Here is a 16488-nt window from a genome sequence, read left to right as displayed (position 1 = left end):
TCTCACCCCCCGCGAGAGAAGCGATGCTCCAGGCCATCGGACTCACCAGCACACCCCGTCGAGACCTCCCGCCCCTCGTCGACGACCTCACCTTCGAGGCCCGTCCCGGGAGCGTGACCGCCCTGCTCGGAGATCCGGGCTCGGGCAAGACCACCGCGCTGCGGCTCATGCTCGAACTCGAACCGGGCCGCGGCGTCACCTACTTCCGCGGTCGCCCGCTGCACCGGATCCCGCATCCCGGCCGTGAGGTGGGCGTGCTGCTCGGGGACGTCCCCGGCAACCCGTCGCGGACCGTCCGCAACCAGCTGCGGATGCTCTGCGCCGCCGCAGGGGTGCCGGCCTCCCGGGCCGACACCATGCTGGAGGTCGTCGGCATCGCGGGTCTGCGCGACCAGCGCCTCGGGTCGCTCTCCCTGGGCATGGACCGCCGGGTGGGACTGGCCGCGGCACTGCTCGCCGACCCCTGCACCCTGATCCTCGACGAGCCCGCCGCCGGACTCTCCCCACGCGAACGCGGCTGGCTGCACGGGCTTCTGCGCGGCCACGCCTCCCTCGGCGGCGCGGTGCTCTTCACCACCGACGACGCGAAGGAGGCCGCCCGCTGCGCCGACCGGGTCGTCTCCATCGAGTCGGGCCGGCTCGTCGCCGACCAGGACGCCGCGGACTTCGCCCGCACCCGGCTGCGCCCGCGCGTCGCCGTGCGCACCCCCCACGCCGCCCGGCTGGCCGACGTACTGGGCCGCGAGGCCCGGGCCGCCCAGCGCGCGGTGGAGATCGTGGAGGAGAGCGGCAGCAGGCTGTCGGTCTACGGCAGCAACTGCGCGGAGGTCGGCGAGGCTGCCTTCCGGCACGGCGTGCTGGTCCACCAGCTCGCCGACGAGACGGGCGACGCCGGCGCGCCTGCGTCCCCGCCTCCGCCGGAGACCGCCGCCTGTGCCGAAGGCGGAGCCCTGGCCGAGCCCGCCGCGGGGCCTCACCGGGCCTCCGGCGGGCAGCGGCGGCACGCCCGCTCAGGGCGGCCCGCCTCGACGGTGCGCCGGGTCGGCGGCCCGCTGCGGCCGCTGCGCTACGAGCTGCGCCGGGTCTTCGGCACGGCCGCCCCCGCCCTGACCGCGGCCCTTGTCGTCGTCGCCTCCGCCGTCACCGCCCTGGCGCTGGCCCGCACCGGCCAGACCTCGCAGAACCGGTTGCTCGCCGCCTGGCCGGAGCTGCTGCCGCTGCCGCCCGCCGCCCTCGGCGCCGGACTGCTCGGGGCCCTGGCCTTCGGCGAGGAGTACCGCTACCCGGCGCTGGCCGCCGACCGCGGCACCGTGCCGCGCCGGATGGGACTCCTCACCGCCAAGCTCGCCGTCACCGCCGTCCTCGCGCTGCTGCTGGGCACGCTCGCGGTGGCCGCCGACGCCGCCGCCTTGAAGCTCGTCTTCGACAGCGGCCCGCTGCGCTCCCCGGCGGAGTGGGTCTCCCCGGCCGCGAGTTGGGCGGGCCTGCTCATCGGCTGCGCCTGGGCCGGCGTACTGGCCTCCGGGGTCTTCCGCTCCGCCTCGGCGGGCCTGGCCGCGGTGCTCGCCGTACCGGTGATGGTCGTACCGCTGGTGCGCAAGGTGCTCGACGGGCCGTCCGCGTACCCCGCGCGCGGACTCGCGGCCCGGCTGCGCGGCCTGTCCTGGGCACAGTGGCCCCCGGAGGCCGACCGGCTGGTCCTGGGCGCCCTACGGGTGATGGCACAACCCGTCGGGACGGCACTGGTGTTGTCGCTGATGGTCCTGTTGTGCGCCTATGGGTTCACAGGACTGCGCAGCCGAGTCCGTTGGTGACCGTTCCGAGGCGAGACGAGGCGCCAACGAGACCGTTGTAGTCCGCATCACGCGAAGCGGACCGCAACTCCACGTAAAAGGCCCGGTTATTTACGATAAGTCGTCAATTGCGCAGGTGGCACCGATCACCCTTTCGTGTGCTTTTCACCAAAGACCTCAAGGGCGATGAAGGCACGGCCGACAAAGGATTCGTGAGTACCCTTGCGCACACCATGATGACCGCCGCCCGCCATGCCGACACAGGCCTCGCCGGTTCGGGCGAACTCGACCGCTACCCCTACGCGGAGACCCCCGGGTCCGACCGCGTCGGAGTGCCCCACTGGGACGGAGGCGACGTCGAGTTGAGCCGGGTCGGGCGCCGCGCGGCAGGCAGCCGCGGTCGCGGACTCCACGGCCAACTCGTCCAGCAGCTCGGCCAGATGATCGTTTCCGGCGACCTCGGCGCGGACCGCCCGCTGGTCCCCGAGGAGATCGGCCAGCGCTTCGAGGTCTCCCGTACGGTCGTCCGTGAATCGCTGCGGGTCCTGGAGGCCAAGGGCCTCGTCAGCGCCCGCCCCAACGTCGGCACCCGGGTCCGACCGGTCGCCGACTGGAACCTGCTCGACCCCGACATCATCGAGTGGCGGGCCTTCGGCCCCCAGCGCGACGAGCAGCGCCGCGAGCTCAACGAGCTCCGCTGGACCATCGAGCCGCTCGCCGCCCGCCTGGCCGCCGGCCACGGCCGCCCGGACATCCAGCAGCGCCTCGCCGACATGGTCGAGATCATGGGGCACGCCCTCGGCCAGGGCGACACGATCACCTTCGCGCGCGCCGACAATGAGTTCCACGCGCTCCTCATCCAGGTCGCGGGCAACCGCATGCTGGAGCACCTGTCGGGCATCGTCTCCTCCGCCCTCCAGGTCTCCGGCAGCCCCATCACCGCCTGCGACCGGCCCGGCGAGACCTGCGTCGCGCACCACGCGCGGATGGTCGAGGCCCTCGCCGCCGGCGACGCGACGGGCGCCGAGAACGCCATGCGCCAGCTCCTGATGGTGCATCCGGAGGTCGAGCGCGTGGTCCCCGCACCGCGCGAGCACTGACGGCGAACGCGCGGGGGCGCAGAGGCGCGGGGTGCGCACAGGTCGCCGGGCCTGGGGGAGGGCCCGGCGCACCGGTGTCCGGCGAGAGAGTCGTCTGGCAGCACAGGAGAGGCGTCCGGCGGCACACCTGTGCGGCCGCACAGGTGTCCGGCCGCACAGGTGTCCGGCGACACCGGCGCCCGGCAGCGCCGCGGCCGTCTCTCGGGCTGCGCCGGCCGACCCCCGCGGGCCGCTTTGCCCGCGCGTATGACCGTATGACCGGCATTGGCGCAAACGGGGTGTGACTCGGGCCACGAAGATTGGGCGTAACGCTCCGCGACGTCACGCGATGACTTAAGAGGTGATGGCCGACGGAGGGAATACAGCAGCCCTTGGGGGTGCTGTGCAGCTCCCCGGCCCCTGCCCGCGCCCCCGGCCCATCCCCAGTCGGTGGTCGTCGGCTCCGGTCGAGCACCACCAGGCCGGGGTCGGAAGCCGTTCCCATCGTTCCGAGAGGTTGTTCGTGTCGGCCAGCACATCCCGTACGCTCCCGCCGGAGATCGCCGATTCCGAGTCTGTGATGGCGCTCATCGAGCGGGGCAAGGCCGAGGGGCAGATCGCCGGCGATGACGTGCGTCGGGCCTTCGAGGCTGACCAGATTCCTGCGACCCAGTGGAAGAATGTTCTGCGCAGCCTCAACCAGATCCTCGAGGAAGAGGGTGTGACGCTGATGGTCAGTGCCGCGGAGTCGCCCAAGCGCGCCACCCGCAAGAGCGTCGCAGCGAAGAGCCCGGCCAAGCGGACGGCCACGAAGACCGTCGCGGCGAAGACGGAGGCCGCGCCGGCTGCCGCCGCGGCGTCGGAGGCCGATACGGCGGAGCCCGCCACCTCGGACGCCCTGGCGGAGGAGCCCGCAACCGAGACCCCGGTCAAGAAGACGGCGGCGAAGAAGACGGCGGCGAAGAAGGCCGCGCCCGCCAAGAAGACCGCCGCGAAGAAGACGGCGGCGAAGAAGACCGCCTCCAAGAAGGACGCCGACGAGGCCGGCGAGGAGGAGTCCTCCGAGGAGGGCCCCGTCGCGGCCAAGGCCGAAGCCGAGGACGAAGAGGACGGCGGCGAGAGCAAGGGCTTCGTCATCTCGGACGACGAGGACGACGCACCGGCCCAGCAGGTCGCCGTGGCCGGCGCCACCGCCGACCCGGTCAAGGACTACCTCAAGCAGATCGGCAAGGTGCCCCTCCTCAACGCCGAGCAGGAGGTGGAGCTCGCCAAGCGCATCGAGGCGGGTCTGTTCGCCGAGGACAAACTGGCGAACTCCGACAAGCTGGCACCCAAGCTCAAGCGTGAGCTGGAGATCATCGCCGAGGACGGCCGCCGCGCGAAGAACCACCTGCTGGAGGCCAACCTCCGCCTCGTGGTCTCCCTCGCCAAGCGCTACACCGGCCGCGGCATGCTCTTCCTGGACCTGATCCAGGAGGGCAACCTGGGCCTGATCCGCGCGGTCGAGAAGTTCGACTACACCAAGGGATACAAGTTCTCCACGTACGCGACGTGGTGGATCCGGCAGGCGATCACCCGCGCCATGGCCGACCAGGCCCGCACCATCCGTATCCCGGTGCACATGGTCGAGGTCATCAACAAGCTCGCCCGCGTGCAGCGCCAGATGCTCCAGGACCTGGGCCGCGAGCCCACCCCGGAGGAGCTGGCCAAGGAACTCGACATGACCCCCGAGAAGGTCATCGAGGTCCAGAAGTACGGCCGGGAGCCGATCTCCCTGCACACCCCGCTCGGCGAGGACGGCGACAGCGAGTTCGGCGACCTGATCGAGGACTCCGAGGCGGTCGTCCCGGCCGACGCGGTCTCCTTCACGCTCCTCCAGGAGCAGCTGCACTCGGTGCTCGACACCCTCAGCGAGCGCGAGGCCGGCGTGGTCTCGATGCGCTTCGGCCTCACGGACGGCCAGCCCAAGACCCTCGACGAGATCGGCAAGGTCTACGGCGTCACGCGTGAGCGGATCCGCCAGATCGAGTCCAAGACGATGTCGAAGCTGCGCCACCCGTCCCGCTCCCAGGTCCTGCGCGACTACCTCGACTGACCGGCCCGAGCCGCCGAGGGGCGGCGTACGCCGGTGGCCGCGCGGGTGCGCACGGCCACCGGGCATCCCACTCTGGGTGGAGTCATGCACACTCGGAGTCAGGAGGCCACATGCGTCGTCCCTTTGCCCGTGTTCTGGCGGGCGCGCTGACCCTGGTGGCTGGAGCGGCCGCGGCGCCGCTGGCCCAGGGTCCCAAGGCAGCCGCGGACAGCGTGGTGATCGGCGGGAAGCCGGTGCAGGTGGCCGACAGTCCCTGGGTCGTGGCCCTCGCCAGCCGTGACCGGTTCGGGGGTACGCGGGGCGGGCAGTTCTGCGGGGGCGTGATCGTCGGCCCGACCAAGGTGCTGACCGCGGCGCACTGCCTCGGCCGCCAGGTGCTGGGTGGCCCGGTCGAATCCGTCACGGACTTCCGGGTGATCACCGGGCGGACGGAGCTGCACGCGACCGAGGGCCGGGAGATCGCGGTGCGCGCGGCCCGGGTGAACCCGGCCTACGACCCCCGGAGCAATGCCGGGGATCTCGCCGTACTGGAACTCGCCGAGGCCGTGCCGGCGCACGACGTACTGCCCATGGCCGCGGCCGGGCATCCCGGCTACGCGGCGGGGACCGAGGCGGATGTGTACGGGTGGGGCGACACCAGCGGGTTCGGCGACTACTCCTACGGTCTGCGCGCCGCGCAGGTGACGGTGCTGTCGGACGAGGCCTGCCGGGCCGCCTACCCGGGGGACGCCGACGGACAGTACCGGGCCGACTCCATGCTGTGCGCGGGGGATGAGGAGGGTGGCAAGGACGCCTGTCAGGGGGACAGCGGGGGGCCGCTGGTGGCCCGGGGCCGGCTCATCGGGCTGGTTTCCTGGGGGCGCGGCTGCGGGCGCGCCGACAGCCCGGGCGTTTACACCCGGATCGCCCCACTGGCCGGCTTCGCGAGCGGCCCTGAGGCGGCCTTGCAGCGGGGGATCGGGCTGGACACCCGGCACAGGGCCCGCGGCGCCTCCGGACCCTCGGCATGGGCCGCCAAGGGGCCATAGCGCACGTCGGCCCGGATCGAACATGAGGACGGGCGGTACCCCTGGGTCTCAGAGGTCCCGCCCGTCGACCGGCCTGGCCGGTCCTGGCTCGTCGGATGCGAGGTATAGGCCTGTGTCAGCGGTCCTCGGTGTCGGCGTTTACAGCCGGAGCGGACGTGAGCCGCTCGGTCTCATCCTGTATTTCCGCGGCGATCTTCTTGAGTTCCGGCTCGAACTTGCGCCCGTGGTGGGCGCAGAAGAGCAGTTCACCGCCGCTCAGCAGGACGACGCGCAGATATGCCTGGGCGCCGCAACGGTCGCATCGGTCAGCGGCCGTCAGCGGGGTCGCGGGTGTCAGAACAGTAGTCACGTCGCCTCTTCTCTAGCTCGACGAGCTGTCGTACCAGGGTCAACATCCAACCAGGCCGAAAACGTTCCCGCTCGCGGCTTTTCCTCGAAACTTCCTTCCGAAGCTGGCCGGCTGTTGCCGGTTGGCGGCGAAGGAGCCGTATTGCGTTGCTTTACGGTTTCGCGTTGTCAGTCGTTCGCTTGTAGCAGTTCCCGTCCACCCCGGCGTGAGTGCCGGTTGTTCATGAGGACGTGCCCGAACCCTAAATGGTTCATGCCTGGAAGGGAACGTGATGTTTGCTTCACCCCCACGGGGGATCGAACGTGCGTGCGGGTCTGCACTAGGCTGATGAAGGGCGAGGGTGGCGTTGCATCGGCTCTACCAGGCCTCGGTACCCTCTGACGGGCACCCCAGCCACCCCTGCGCCCGACCGGGCCAGAAAAGAAATTCAGCGAGGAGCGAACTGCGTGACCGCCGACACGTCCGTGCCTTCCAGCGCACTGCTGACCGGAGCAGACCGGGACGGCTCCAACTACACCGCGCGGCACCTGCTCGTCCTCGAAGGCCTCGAGGCCGTCCGCAAGCGCCCCGGCATGTATATCGGGTCCACCGACAGCCGAGGCCTGATGCACTGCCTCTGGGAGATCATCGACAACTCCGTCGATGAGGCCCTGGGCGGCTACTGCGACCACATCGAGGTGATCCTCCACGAGGACTCCTCCGTGGAGGTCCGCGACAACGGCCGCGGCATCCCGGTCGACGCCGAGCCCAAGACCGGCCTGTCCGGCATCGAGGTCGTCATGACCAAGCTGCACGCCGGCGGCAAATTCGGCGGCGGCTCGTACGCCGCCTCCGGCGGCCTGCACGGCGTCGGCGCCTCCGTCGTGAACGCACTCTCCGCCCGCCTCGACGTCGAGGTCGACCGCAACAGCTCCACGCACGCCATCAGCTTCCGCCGCGGCGTCCCCGGCATGTTCACCGAGCAGGGCCCCGACAGCCCCTTCGACCCCGCCAACGGCCTGCGCAAGGTCAAGCGGATCGCCAAGGGCAAGACGGGCACCCGGGTCCGGTACTGGGCCGATCGCCAGATCTTCCTCAAGGACGCCCGGCTCGGCCTGGAGACGCTGTACCAGCGCGCCCGCCAGACCGCCTTCCTCGTCCCGGGCCTGACCATCGTCGTCCGCGACGAGCGGGGCATCGACGGAGCCGGCAAGACCGAGGAGACCTTCCGCTTCGACGGGGGCATCAGCGAGTTCTGCGAGTACCTCGCCCAGGACAAGGCCGTCTGCGACGTGCTGCGCCTGACCGGCACGGGCACCTTCAAGGAGACCGTCCCGGTCCTCGACGACCGCGGCCACATGACCCCCACCGAGGTCACCCGCGAGCTCGGCGTGGACATCGCCCTGCGCTGGGGCACGGGGTACGAGACCAACGTCAAGTCCTTCGTGAACATCATCGCCACCCCCAAGGGCGGCACCCACGTCTCCGGCTTCGAGCGCTCGGTCGCCAAGACCGTGAACGAGGTGCTGCGCTCGGCGAAGCTGCTGCGCGTGGCCGAGGACGACGTGGTCAAGGACGACGCGATGGAGGGCATGACGGCCGTCATCACCGTCCGCCTCGCCGAGCCGCAGTTCGAGGGCCAGACCAAGGAGGTGCTCGGCACCTCGGCCGCCACCCGGATCGTCTCCGCCGTGGTCGCCAAGGAGCTCAAGGCGTTCCTGACCTCCACCAAGCGGGACGACAAGCAGCAGGCCCGCTCCGTGATGGAGAAGATCGTCGCGGCCGCCCGGACCCGCATCGCGGCCCGTCAGCACAAGGAGGCGCAGCGTCGCAAGACCGCGCTGGAGTCCTCCTCGCTGCCCGCGAAGCTGGCCGACTGCCGCAGTGACGACGTGGAGCGCAGCGAGCTCTTCATCGTCGAGGGTGACTCCGCCCTCGGTACCGCCAAGCTCGCTCGGAATTCGGAATTCCAGGCACTCCTGCCGATCCGCGGCAAGATCCTCAACGTCCAGAAGTCGTCCGTCTCGGACATGCTCAAGAACGCCGAGTGCGGCGCGATCATCCAGGTCATAGGAGCCGGCTCGGGCCGCACCTTCGACATCGACGCAGCCCGCTACGGGAAGATCGTCCTGCTCGTCGACGCCGATGTCGACGGCGCGCACATCCGCTGCCTGCTGCTCACACTGTTCCAGCGGTACATGCGGCCGATGGTCGAGGCGGGCAGGGTCTTCGCGGCCGTGCCGCCGCTGCACCGGATCGAGCTCGTCCAGCCCAAGAAGGGCCAGGACAAGTACGTCTACACGTACTCGGACAACGAGCTGCGCCAGACCCTTCTCGAGTTCCAGCGCAAGAACATCCGGTTCAAGGACTCGATCCAGCGCTACAAGGGTCTCGGCGAGATGGACGCAGACCAGCTGGCGGAGACCACCATGGACCCCCGGTTCCGTACCCTGCGCCGGATCAACATCGGTGACCTGGATTCGGCGGAGTCGGTCTTCGACATGCTCATGGGCAATGAGGTCGCGCCCCGCAAGGAGTTCATCACCGGCTCCGCGGCGACCCTGGACCGCTCGCGCATCGACGCCTGATCCGACGGGCTCCCCGGCACACCGGCGCTCTTCCCTCCATCACCTGAAGGAGTGAAGAGCGCCGGGACACCAGTCCGGAAACCGTCCATTCCGCACATCCTTGTGGACACGCGGCCAATGCGGCAGCGGGCAAGGAGAGTTCGGTGGACAAGCACGAAGGTCGTGATGCCGGAACGATCCGGCTGGACGACCCCTGGTACGACGCGCTGGCCGTCGGCTGGGGCGAGGGCGAGGACACCGCCCTCCAGCGCCCGGCCCCTGGAGGCCGCCCCGCGCCCGGCGCATCCGACATCTACGTCGAAGTGCAGCGCAGCGCTGCCTTCCAGGAGGTCCGCAGCCGATACCGCAGGTTCGTCGTCCCCGCGACCGTCGGCTTCTTCCTCTGGTACTTCGCCTACGTGATCGCGGCCACCGCGGCGCCCGGGATGATGGCCCGGCCCGTGGTCGGCTCGGTCAATGTGGCCCTGCTGGCAGGACTCGGCCAGTTCCTCAGCACCTTCCTGCTGACCTGGGCCTACGCCCGGCACGCGCGGCTGCGCCGGGACAGGGCCGCGCTCGACCTGCGCTGGACGGTCTTCGAGCAGGAGCGCGGCCAGGAGCGGTCCCGTAGCCGCGGGGAGGGCCGGTGACCACCGAACACCAGACTCTCGCGCTGATCCTGTTCAGCCTCTTCATCGCGGTCACCCTGGGCATCACCACGTGGGTCAGCCGGAACCGGCGCGGCTCGGCGGAAGAGTTCTACGCGGGCGGGCGGCTGTTCTCCCCACTGGAGAACGGTTTCGCCATCGCCGGCGACTACATGTCCGCCGCGTCCTTTCTCGGCATCTCCGGCCTGATCGCGCTCTACGGCTACGACGGGATGCTGTACTCGGTCGGGTTCCTCGTCGCGTGGCTCGTCGTGCTGTTCCTCGTCGCCGAACTGGTCCGCAACTGCGGGCGCTTCACGCTCGCCGACGTGGTCGCGGCCCGGATGAGCGAGCGGCCGGTGCGGATCGCCGCCGGGACCTCCTCGGTCACCGTCTCGGTGCTGTACCTCGTCGCGCAGATGGTCGGCGCGGGCAGCCTGGTCGGCCTGCTGCTGGGGGATTCGGGCACCGCCGCCCGGACGCTGACCGTCATCGGGGTCGGCGCCCTGATGGTGGTGTACGTGTCCTTCGGCGGGATGCGGGCCACCACCTGGATCCAGATCGTGAAGGCCGTGCTGCTGATGGGCGGGGCGATCACCCTGACCGTGCTGGTGCTGCTGCGCTTCCACGGGAACTTCGACCAGCTGCTCGCCGGCGCCGCGGAGCGCAGCGGATACGGGGCCCGGTTCCTGAGCCCAGGGCTCAAGTACGGCGGGGGCTGGACCGCCCGCGTCGATTTCATGAGTCTCGGGCTCGCCCTGGTCCTCGGGACGGCGGGGCTGCCGCACATCCTGTCCCGCTTCTACACGGTGCCGACCGCGCGGGCGGCGCGCCGGTCGGTGGTGTGGGCGATCGTGCTGATCGGCGGCTTCTACCTCATGACCATCGTGCTCGGCTTCGGTGCGGCCGCGCTGCTGGGACCGGAGCAGGTCCGGGCCTCCAACGCCTCCGGGAACACGGCGGTTCCGCTGCTCGCCGCCCATCTGGGCGGTGGCGCGGAATCCACCGGGGGCGCGGTGCTGTTCGCGTTCGTGGCCGCCATCGCCTTCGCCACCATCCTCGCGGTGGTGGCCGGGATCACCCTGGCGTCGTCGGCGTCCGTCGCGCACGACCTGTACGCCTCGCTGAAGCGCAGGCACGCCAGGCAGCGCAGCGAGGTGGCGGTGGCGAAGGCCGCGGCCGTCGGGATCGGGGCGGTGGCCATCGCCCTCGGGTTGCTCGCCCAGGACCTGAACGTGGCCTTCCTGGTGGGGCTGGCCTTCGCGGTGGCCGCCTCGGCGAATCTGCCGGTGCTGATGTACTCGCTGTTCTGGCGCGGCTTCACCACGCGGGGCGCGGTGTGGTCGGTGTACGGGGGGCTGGTGCCCGCGGTACTGCTGGTGGTGCTCTCGCCGGTGGTGTCCGGCAGCCCTGAATCCCTGTTCCCCGGCGTGGACTTCCAGTACTTCCCGCTGCAGAACCCGGGTATCGTCTCGATCCCGCTGGGCTTCCTGGCGGGCTGGCTGGGGACGGTCACCTCGGCGGAGGAACCGGACGAGCGCAAGCACGCCGAGACGGAGGTTCGGTCCCTGACCGGAGCCGGCGCGGTGTGACCCTTCAGGTCCCTTCAGGTCCCCGACGCGGGATGCCAGCTGTACCGGTGCTCCGGGCGGCCCGTTTCGCCGTAGCGAAGAGCCAGGGTGACGAGGCCGGTGCGGTCGAGGAGCTTCAGGTAGCGCTGGGCGGTCTGGCGGCTGACACCGGCGCGGTCGGCGATCTGCTGGGTGGACAGCGGGCCTTCGGCCGTGCGGAGGACCTGGCGGATCAGTTCCGCGGTGCTGGCGGAGTGGCCCTTGGGGAGCTCGTTCGGGGCGCCGGCCGAGGCGAGGGCGCCGAAGATGCGGTCCACCTCGGCCTGTTCGGCCTCGCCGCCGGTCTCCAGACTGCGGCGCAGCGACCTGTACGCCTCCAGCCGGGCGCGCAGACCGCCGAAGGTGAACGGCTTGACCAGGTACTGGAGGGCGCCGAGGCGCATCGCGGCCTGGACGGTGGCCAGGTCGCGGGCGGCCGTGACCATGATGACGTCGGTGTGGTGGCCCGACTGGCGCAGGCGGCGTACCAGGTCGAGGCCGTTCTCGTCGGGGAGGTAGTGGTCGAGGAGGATCAGGTCAACCGGGTGGGCTGCGAGGAAGTCCAGGGCCTCGGCCGCCGAATGGGCCTGCGCGGCCACCGTGAAACCGGGAACCTTCGCCACGTACGCCGCGTTGATCCGGGCAACGCGGCTGTCGTCGTCGACGACCAGTACGGCCAGGACGCCGCTCGGGGTCTCGTTCATCGCAGGGCCTCCGGGAGTACGACGGAGAACTCCGCCCCTCCGTCCGCTGCCTCGCCGGCCCGGACCGTGCCGCCCTGCCGCTCCACCAGGCGCCGCACGAGCGCGAGACCCAGCCCGCGCTCGCGGTGAGCGCTGGGCTGCTTGGTCGACCAGCCCTCGGTGAAGATCTCCTCGCGCCGCGCGGCGGGGACTCCGGGGCCGCTGTCACGGACGCGCAGCACGGCGGTGCGGCCTTCGGTGTGTATGTCGACCTCGACCAGGGGCGCCGCCGAGCCCGCGACCGCGTCCAGCGCGTTGTCGACCAGGTTGCCGACGATGGTGACGAGACCGCCGGGGTCCACCAGGCGGTCGGGGAGGAGGGCGGTGTCGGCGAGGCGGAGCGGGACCCCGCGTTCGGCTGCGACGGTGGCCTTGCCAACGAGGAGTGCGGCCAGCAGTGGGTCGTGGACCTTCTCGGTGACCTGCTCGGCGGTGCTGCGGTGCACCCCGACGACCTCGGTCACGAACTCCACCGCCTCCTCGTGCAGGCCCAGCTCCAGCAGGCCCAGCAGGGTGTGGAGGCGGTTGGCGTGCTCGTGGTCCTGCGCGCGCAGGGCGTCGATCAGGCCCCGCGTCGAGTCGAGCTCGCGGCCCAGGTGCTCCAGTTCGGTGCGGTCCCGCAGGGTGGCCACCGCGCCACCGTCCTCGGTGGGCATCCGGTTCGCGACCAGCACCCGCGGGCCCTGGACGGTGAGCAGGTCGCGGCCGGTGACCCGGCCGGACAGGACATCGGCGGTCCGGCCCGCGCCGAGTACGTCGTCCAGCGGGCGCCCGGCGACGGCGCCGGCGGAGTCCGGCGCGAGACCCAGCAGCCTGGCGGCCTCGTCGTTGACCAGCCGGATCCGGCCACCCCGGTCGAGGGCGATCACGCCTTCGCGGATGGAGTGCAGCATGGCCTCGCGCTCGGCGAGCAGCCCGGCGATATCAGAGAAGGCCAGGTCACGGGTCTGCCGCTGGATCCTGCGGGACAGCAGGTAGGCGGCGAGTGCTCCCGCGGCCAGCGCGCCGCCCGCGTAGGCGAGCAGGCCGGGGATGGCGCCCAGCAGCCGGTCGTGGACGCTGTCGTAGGCGATGCCGACCGAGACGGCCCCGACGATCTCCCCGTCGGCGGCGACGAGCGGGACTTTGCCGCGGGCGGAGCGGCCCAGGGTGCCCTCGTCGATCTCCATGACCTCGCGGCCCGCCAGGGCGTCGCCCGGGTCGGTGGAGACGGGCAGCCCGATCCGGTCGGGGCTGGGGTGCGAACGGCGGATTCCGTCCAGGTCGAGGACGACCACGTACTCGGCGCCCGTGGCCCGGCGGATCCGCTCGGCCGAGGACTGTACCGGGCTGTCCGCCGAGGGCCCGGAGGCCAGCAGGTCGGCGGCCAGCGACGGGTCGGCCGCAGCGCTCTGCGCGATGGCGAGGGCGCGCCGCATGGCCTGGTCGTCGAGCTGGGCGCCGAGCGGGGCCAGGAAGAGCCCCGTGGCCAGCACGGCGACCCCGGCGGCGATGGCCAGCTGGGTCAGCAGGATCTGCGAGACGGCCCGTCTGGGCAGCCCGAGGCGCCGAGCGCTCATGAGATGGAACCGCATGACCAGCAACCGTAGGCCGCCTTCGGCCTAAGCGGAATGTCCCAGGTGCACGGATATCCTCGCGGCCCCGTCAGGGCATCGGCTGGGGCGGGCGAGGCCCGGTGTAGTGGCCGCTCGGGCGCATCCGCAGCGGGCGCTCCTGGTACTCCTCCAGCGCGTGCGCGATCCAGCCCGCCGTCCGGGCCACCGCGAACACCGTCTCCCCGGCCTCCGCCGACATCCCGCAGGACAGCGTCAGCACCGCCAGCGCCAGATCCACATTGGCGTGCAGCCCGCCCCCCTGCCGGGCCATCACCGCGGCCACCTCCCGTGCCGCGGCCAGCGCCGGCCCGGCTTGCGGGAGCCCCTCCAGCCGCCCGAACAGGGCTGCCGCACGCGGGTCCTCGCCCTGGTACAGCCGGTGTCCGAGCCCCGGCACCCGGCGCCCCGCGCGCAGGTACTCCGCCACCACCGGGGCCGCCCCGCCGCGCTCCAGCACCTCCACCAGCATCCGGTGCGCGAGCCGCCCGGCCGCGCCGTGCAGGGGCCCTTCGAGTACGCCGAGCCCGGCCGACACCGCCGCGTACGGGTGGGCGCGGGCCGACGCGGCCACCCGCACGGCCAGGGTCGAGGCGGCCAGGTCGTGGTCGGTGAGGAGCGACAGGGACAGGTCCAGCAGGGCCAGGGCGTCCGGATCCGGTTCCCGCGCCGTCAGCCGGGGCCACAGCCGCCGGGCCAGCCTGCCGTCCCCGCCCCACTGGGCCGGGCCCACCTCGGGCAGCGCGCCGACGAGCGTGGGGATCAGGCAGCGCGCGGAGGCCAGAACGGCTCCCTCCGACAGGTCGAAGCGGAGCGGATCCGCGACCGCCGCAGCGGCGACGGCCACCCGCAGCCGGTCGACCGGACCACTGTGTTCCGGCAGCGCGGCAACCGCCCGGCGGGCGGCGGCAAGGGGCTCCGGGGGAGCGGTGAAGCGGGCTCCGCGCACCAGCTTGCCCGTCCAGAGCCACTCGGCGACCTCCTCGTAGGCGTACCGCGAGGCCAGCTCCACCGCGTCGACGCCCCGGAAGTAGTACCGGTCGGACTCGATCAGCGTGAGCGCGGTGCGTACGGAGAGCTCCCCGGAGGGCGCGGCCGCCGCCTCGCGCCGACTGCGCCGGGCCAGAGCCTCCACCTCGGCCGCGTCGAAGCTGCTGCCGCGCCCGACCGGGTCGCGGCGGCTGGTGAGCTGGCCGCGGCTGACGTACGCGTACACGGTCGCGGGCTTCACGCCGAGCAGTTCCGCCGCCTGCCGGGTGCTGAGCCGTCGCCCGCTTCCCCGCTGCTCTGCCGCCCCGTCCGTCCGACCCGACTGGTCCGCCTCTTCCGCGTGGTCTGTCTGGTCCGCGTGGTCCGCGTGGTCGTTCATGACGACCACCCTACACATATTGATTCAATCAACATTGACAGGGATTGAGTCAACCATGGATGGTCAATCCATGAACACCACCGTCGATGTACCCCGCGGTCTCGCGGGAGTCGTGGTCACCGAGACCGAGCTCGGCGACGTCCGTGGCCGCGAGGGCTTCTACCACTACCGCCAGTACTCGGCCGTCGAGCTCGCCGAGAGCCGCACCTTCGAGGACGTGTGGCACTTGATGGTTCGCGGCGCCCTGCCGGCGGACTTCGCCGAGCGAGCCGCCTTCGCCGCCGAGATCGCCCCGCTGCGCCGCCTGCCCGCCGAGGTGTGCGACGCCCTGCCCGCCCTCGCCCGGGCCACCGCCCTGTCCGGCCCGCTCGCCGGGCTGCGCACCGCGCTCTCCCTGCTCGGCGCCTCGGCCGGTTTCCGACCGGTCTACGACCTGGCTCCCGAGCGCCGGGCCGCCGACGCGCTGACCGCGTGCGCGGCCGTGCCGACCCTGCTCACCGCCCTGCACCGGCTGGGGCAGGGCCTGGAGCCGGTCGACCCCCGCGAGGACCTCCCGTACGCCGCCAACTACCTCTACATGCTGACCGGGCAGGAACCCGACCCGGTCAAGGCCCGCGCGGTCGAGCAGTACCTGATCTCCACGATCGACCACGGCTTCAACGCCTCGACCTTCACCGCCCGCGTGATCGCCTCCACCGGCGCCGATGTCGCGGCCTGCCTGACCGGCGCGATCGGCGCGCTCTCCGGCCCCCTCCACGGAGGCGCCCCCAGCCGCGCCCTGGACACGCTCGACGCCATCGGCACCGCGGACCAGATCGATGCGTGGATCCGCGACCGGGTCCTCTCCGGGGACCGGATCATGGGCTTCGGCCACCCCGTGTACCGCACCGAGGACCCGCGTTCCCGCATGCTGCGCGATATCGCCCGCCGGTTCGGGGGCCCGCTCGTGGACTTCGCCGTAGAGGTGGAGCGGCACGTCGAGGCGATCCTCGCCGAACTCAAGCCGGGCCGTGAGCTGCACACCAACGTGGAGTTCTACGCGGGCGTGGTCATGGAGCTGTGCGGGCTGCCCCGCGAGATGTTCACCCCCACCTTCTGCGCGGCGCGTGTGGTCGGCTGGAGCGCGAACATCCTTGAACAGGCCGCCGACTCGAAGATCATCCGGCCGGCCGCCCGGTACACCGGCCCCACCCCGCCGCAACCCGTGCCCGCGCTGCGCTGACTACGATCGGCCGGGTGAACAGCAGGCAGCCCATCCCCGTCGTCGTGCTCACCGGATTCCTCGGATCCGGCAAGACCACCGTCCTCAACCACCTCCTGGGCAACAGAGGAGGCACCCGGATCGGGGTCGTCGTCAACGACTTCGGGTCGATCGAGATCGACGCGATGTCGGTGGCCGGCCAGGTCGGAGACTCGATGGTCTCGCTCGGCGGCGGCTGCCTCTGCTGCGCGGTCGACGGCAGCGAGCTGGACGCGTACCTGGAGAAGCTCTCCGCGCCCGTCCACGGGATCGATGTCATCGTCATCGAGGCGAGCGGGCTGGCCGAGCCGCAGGAAATGATCAAGATGCTGATGGCCGGCGAGAATCCGGCGGTCCGCTACGGCGGCATGGTGCACAACACCGGTGCGTTTACGTC

At 71.7% G+C, this 16488-nt stretch carries 13 protein-coding genes; 9 read left to right on the top strand and 4 right to left on the bottom strand.

Annotated elements, in window-relative coordinates; genetic code table 11:
- The first annotated feature begins 23 nt into the window (after nucleotides 1-23).
- From J7I97_RS15830 to J7I97_RS15815, 4 genes are all read left to right on the top strand, one after another.
- Complete coding sequence (locus J7I97_RS15830; RefSeq protein ID WP_214935322.1) at nucleotides 24-1814, top strand: ABC transporter ATP-binding protein; 1791 nt, start codon at nucleotides 24-26, stop codon at nucleotides 1812-1814.
- Between the two features lie 212 nt (nucleotides 1815-2026).
- Entirely contained in the window at nucleotides 2027-2893 is an 867-nt protein-coding gene (locus J7I97_RS15825; protein ID WP_251058849.1) for a FadR/GntR family transcriptional regulator, read from the top strand.
- Nucleotides 2894-3389: 496 nt separating this feature from the next.
- A complete protein-coding gene (locus tag J7I97_RS15820; protein WP_214935319.1) occupies nucleotides 3390-4967 on the top strand; it encodes an RNA polymerase sigma factor in 1578 nt (525 codons plus the stop codon).
- A gap of 110 nt (nucleotides 4968-5077) precedes the next feature.
- On the top strand, nucleotides 5078-5995 hold the full coding sequence (locus J7I97_RS15815; protein WP_214935317.1) for a serine protease: 918 nt from the start codon (nucleotides 5078-5080) through the stop codon (nucleotides 5993-5995).
- Between the two features lie 115 nt (nucleotides 5996-6110).
- Here the strand turns inward: J7I97_RS15815 and J7I97_RS15810 are convergent, their stop codons facing one another.
- The gene (locus J7I97_RS15810) at nucleotides 6111-6344 is read right to left on the bottom strand and encodes a hypothetical protein (RefSeq protein WP_008743800.1); all 234 of its coding nucleotides are present in this window, start codon (nucleotides 6342-6344) and stop codon (nucleotides 6111-6113) included.
- 446 nt (nucleotides 6345-6790) lie between these two features.
- On the opposite strand from J7I97_RS15810, the gene J7I97_RS15805 reads away from it, so the two are divergent.
- From J7I97_RS15805 to J7I97_RS15795, 3 genes are all read left to right on the top strand, one after another.
- Complete coding sequence (locus J7I97_RS15805; protein WP_214935316.1) at nucleotides 6791-8911, top strand: type IIA DNA topoisomerase subunit B; 2121 nt, start codon at nucleotides 6791-6793, stop codon at nucleotides 8909-8911.
- A gap of 143 nt (nucleotides 8912-9054) precedes the next feature.
- Nucleotides 9055-9540: a DUF485 domain-containing protein gene (locus J7I97_RS15800; RefSeq protein WP_214935314.1), complete on the top strand. Its 486-nt coding sequence runs from the start codon at nucleotides 9055-9057 to the stop codon at nucleotides 9538-9540.
- A complete protein-coding gene (locus tag J7I97_RS15795; RefSeq protein ID WP_214935312.1) occupies nucleotides 9537-11129 on the top strand; it encodes a cation acetate symporter in 1593 nt (530 codons plus the stop codon). The genes J7I97_RS15800 and J7I97_RS15795 overlap by 4 nt, the downstream gene beginning before the upstream one ends.
- A 14-nt stretch (nucleotides 11130-11143) precedes the next feature.
- Here J7I97_RS15795 and J7I97_RS15790 read toward each other — a convergent pair whose 3' ends face one another.
- The 3 genes from J7I97_RS15790 to J7I97_RS15780 form a co-directional block, all read right to left on the bottom strand.
- A complete protein-coding gene (locus J7I97_RS15790; protein WP_214935310.1) occupies nucleotides 11144-11851 on the bottom strand; it encodes a response regulator in 708 nt (235 codons plus the stop codon).
- Nucleotides 11848-13464: a sensor histidine kinase gene (locus J7I97_RS15785; protein WP_251058845.1), complete on the bottom strand. Its 1617-nt coding sequence runs from the start codon at nucleotides 13462-13464 to the stop codon at nucleotides 11848-11850. Before J7I97_RS15785 ends, J7I97_RS15790 begins: the two co-directional genes overlap by 4 nt.
- Nucleotides 13465-13534: 70 nt before the next feature.
- A complete protein-coding gene (locus J7I97_RS15780; RefSeq protein WP_374195476.1) occupies nucleotides 13535-14860 on the bottom strand; it encodes a citrate synthase in 1326 nt (441 codons plus the stop codon).
- Between the two features lie 61 nt (nucleotides 14861-14921).
- Between J7I97_RS15780 and J7I97_RS15775 the strand changes: the two genes are divergently transcribed.
- Together J7I97_RS15775 and J7I97_RS15770 are read left to right on the top strand one after the other, a co-directional pair.
- On the top strand, nucleotides 14922-16073 hold the full coding sequence (locus J7I97_RS15775; RefSeq protein WP_214935307.1) for a citrate synthase/methylcitrate synthase: 1152 nt from the start codon (nucleotides 14922-14924) through the stop codon (nucleotides 16071-16073).
- A gap of 14 nt (nucleotides 16074-16087) precedes the next feature.
- Nucleotides 16088-16488 (top strand): GTP-binding protein (locus tag J7I97_RS15770; RefSeq protein ID WP_374195475.1); only part of this gene is annotated, 401 nt, incomplete at its 3' end.

Source organism: Streptomyces sp. ISL-87 (assembly GCF_018614095.1).
Taxonomy (GTDB): domain Bacteria; phylum Actinomycetota; class Actinomycetes; order Streptomycetales; family Streptomycetaceae; genus Streptomyces.
This window is presented reverse-complemented; position numbering and strand designations above follow the sequence as displayed.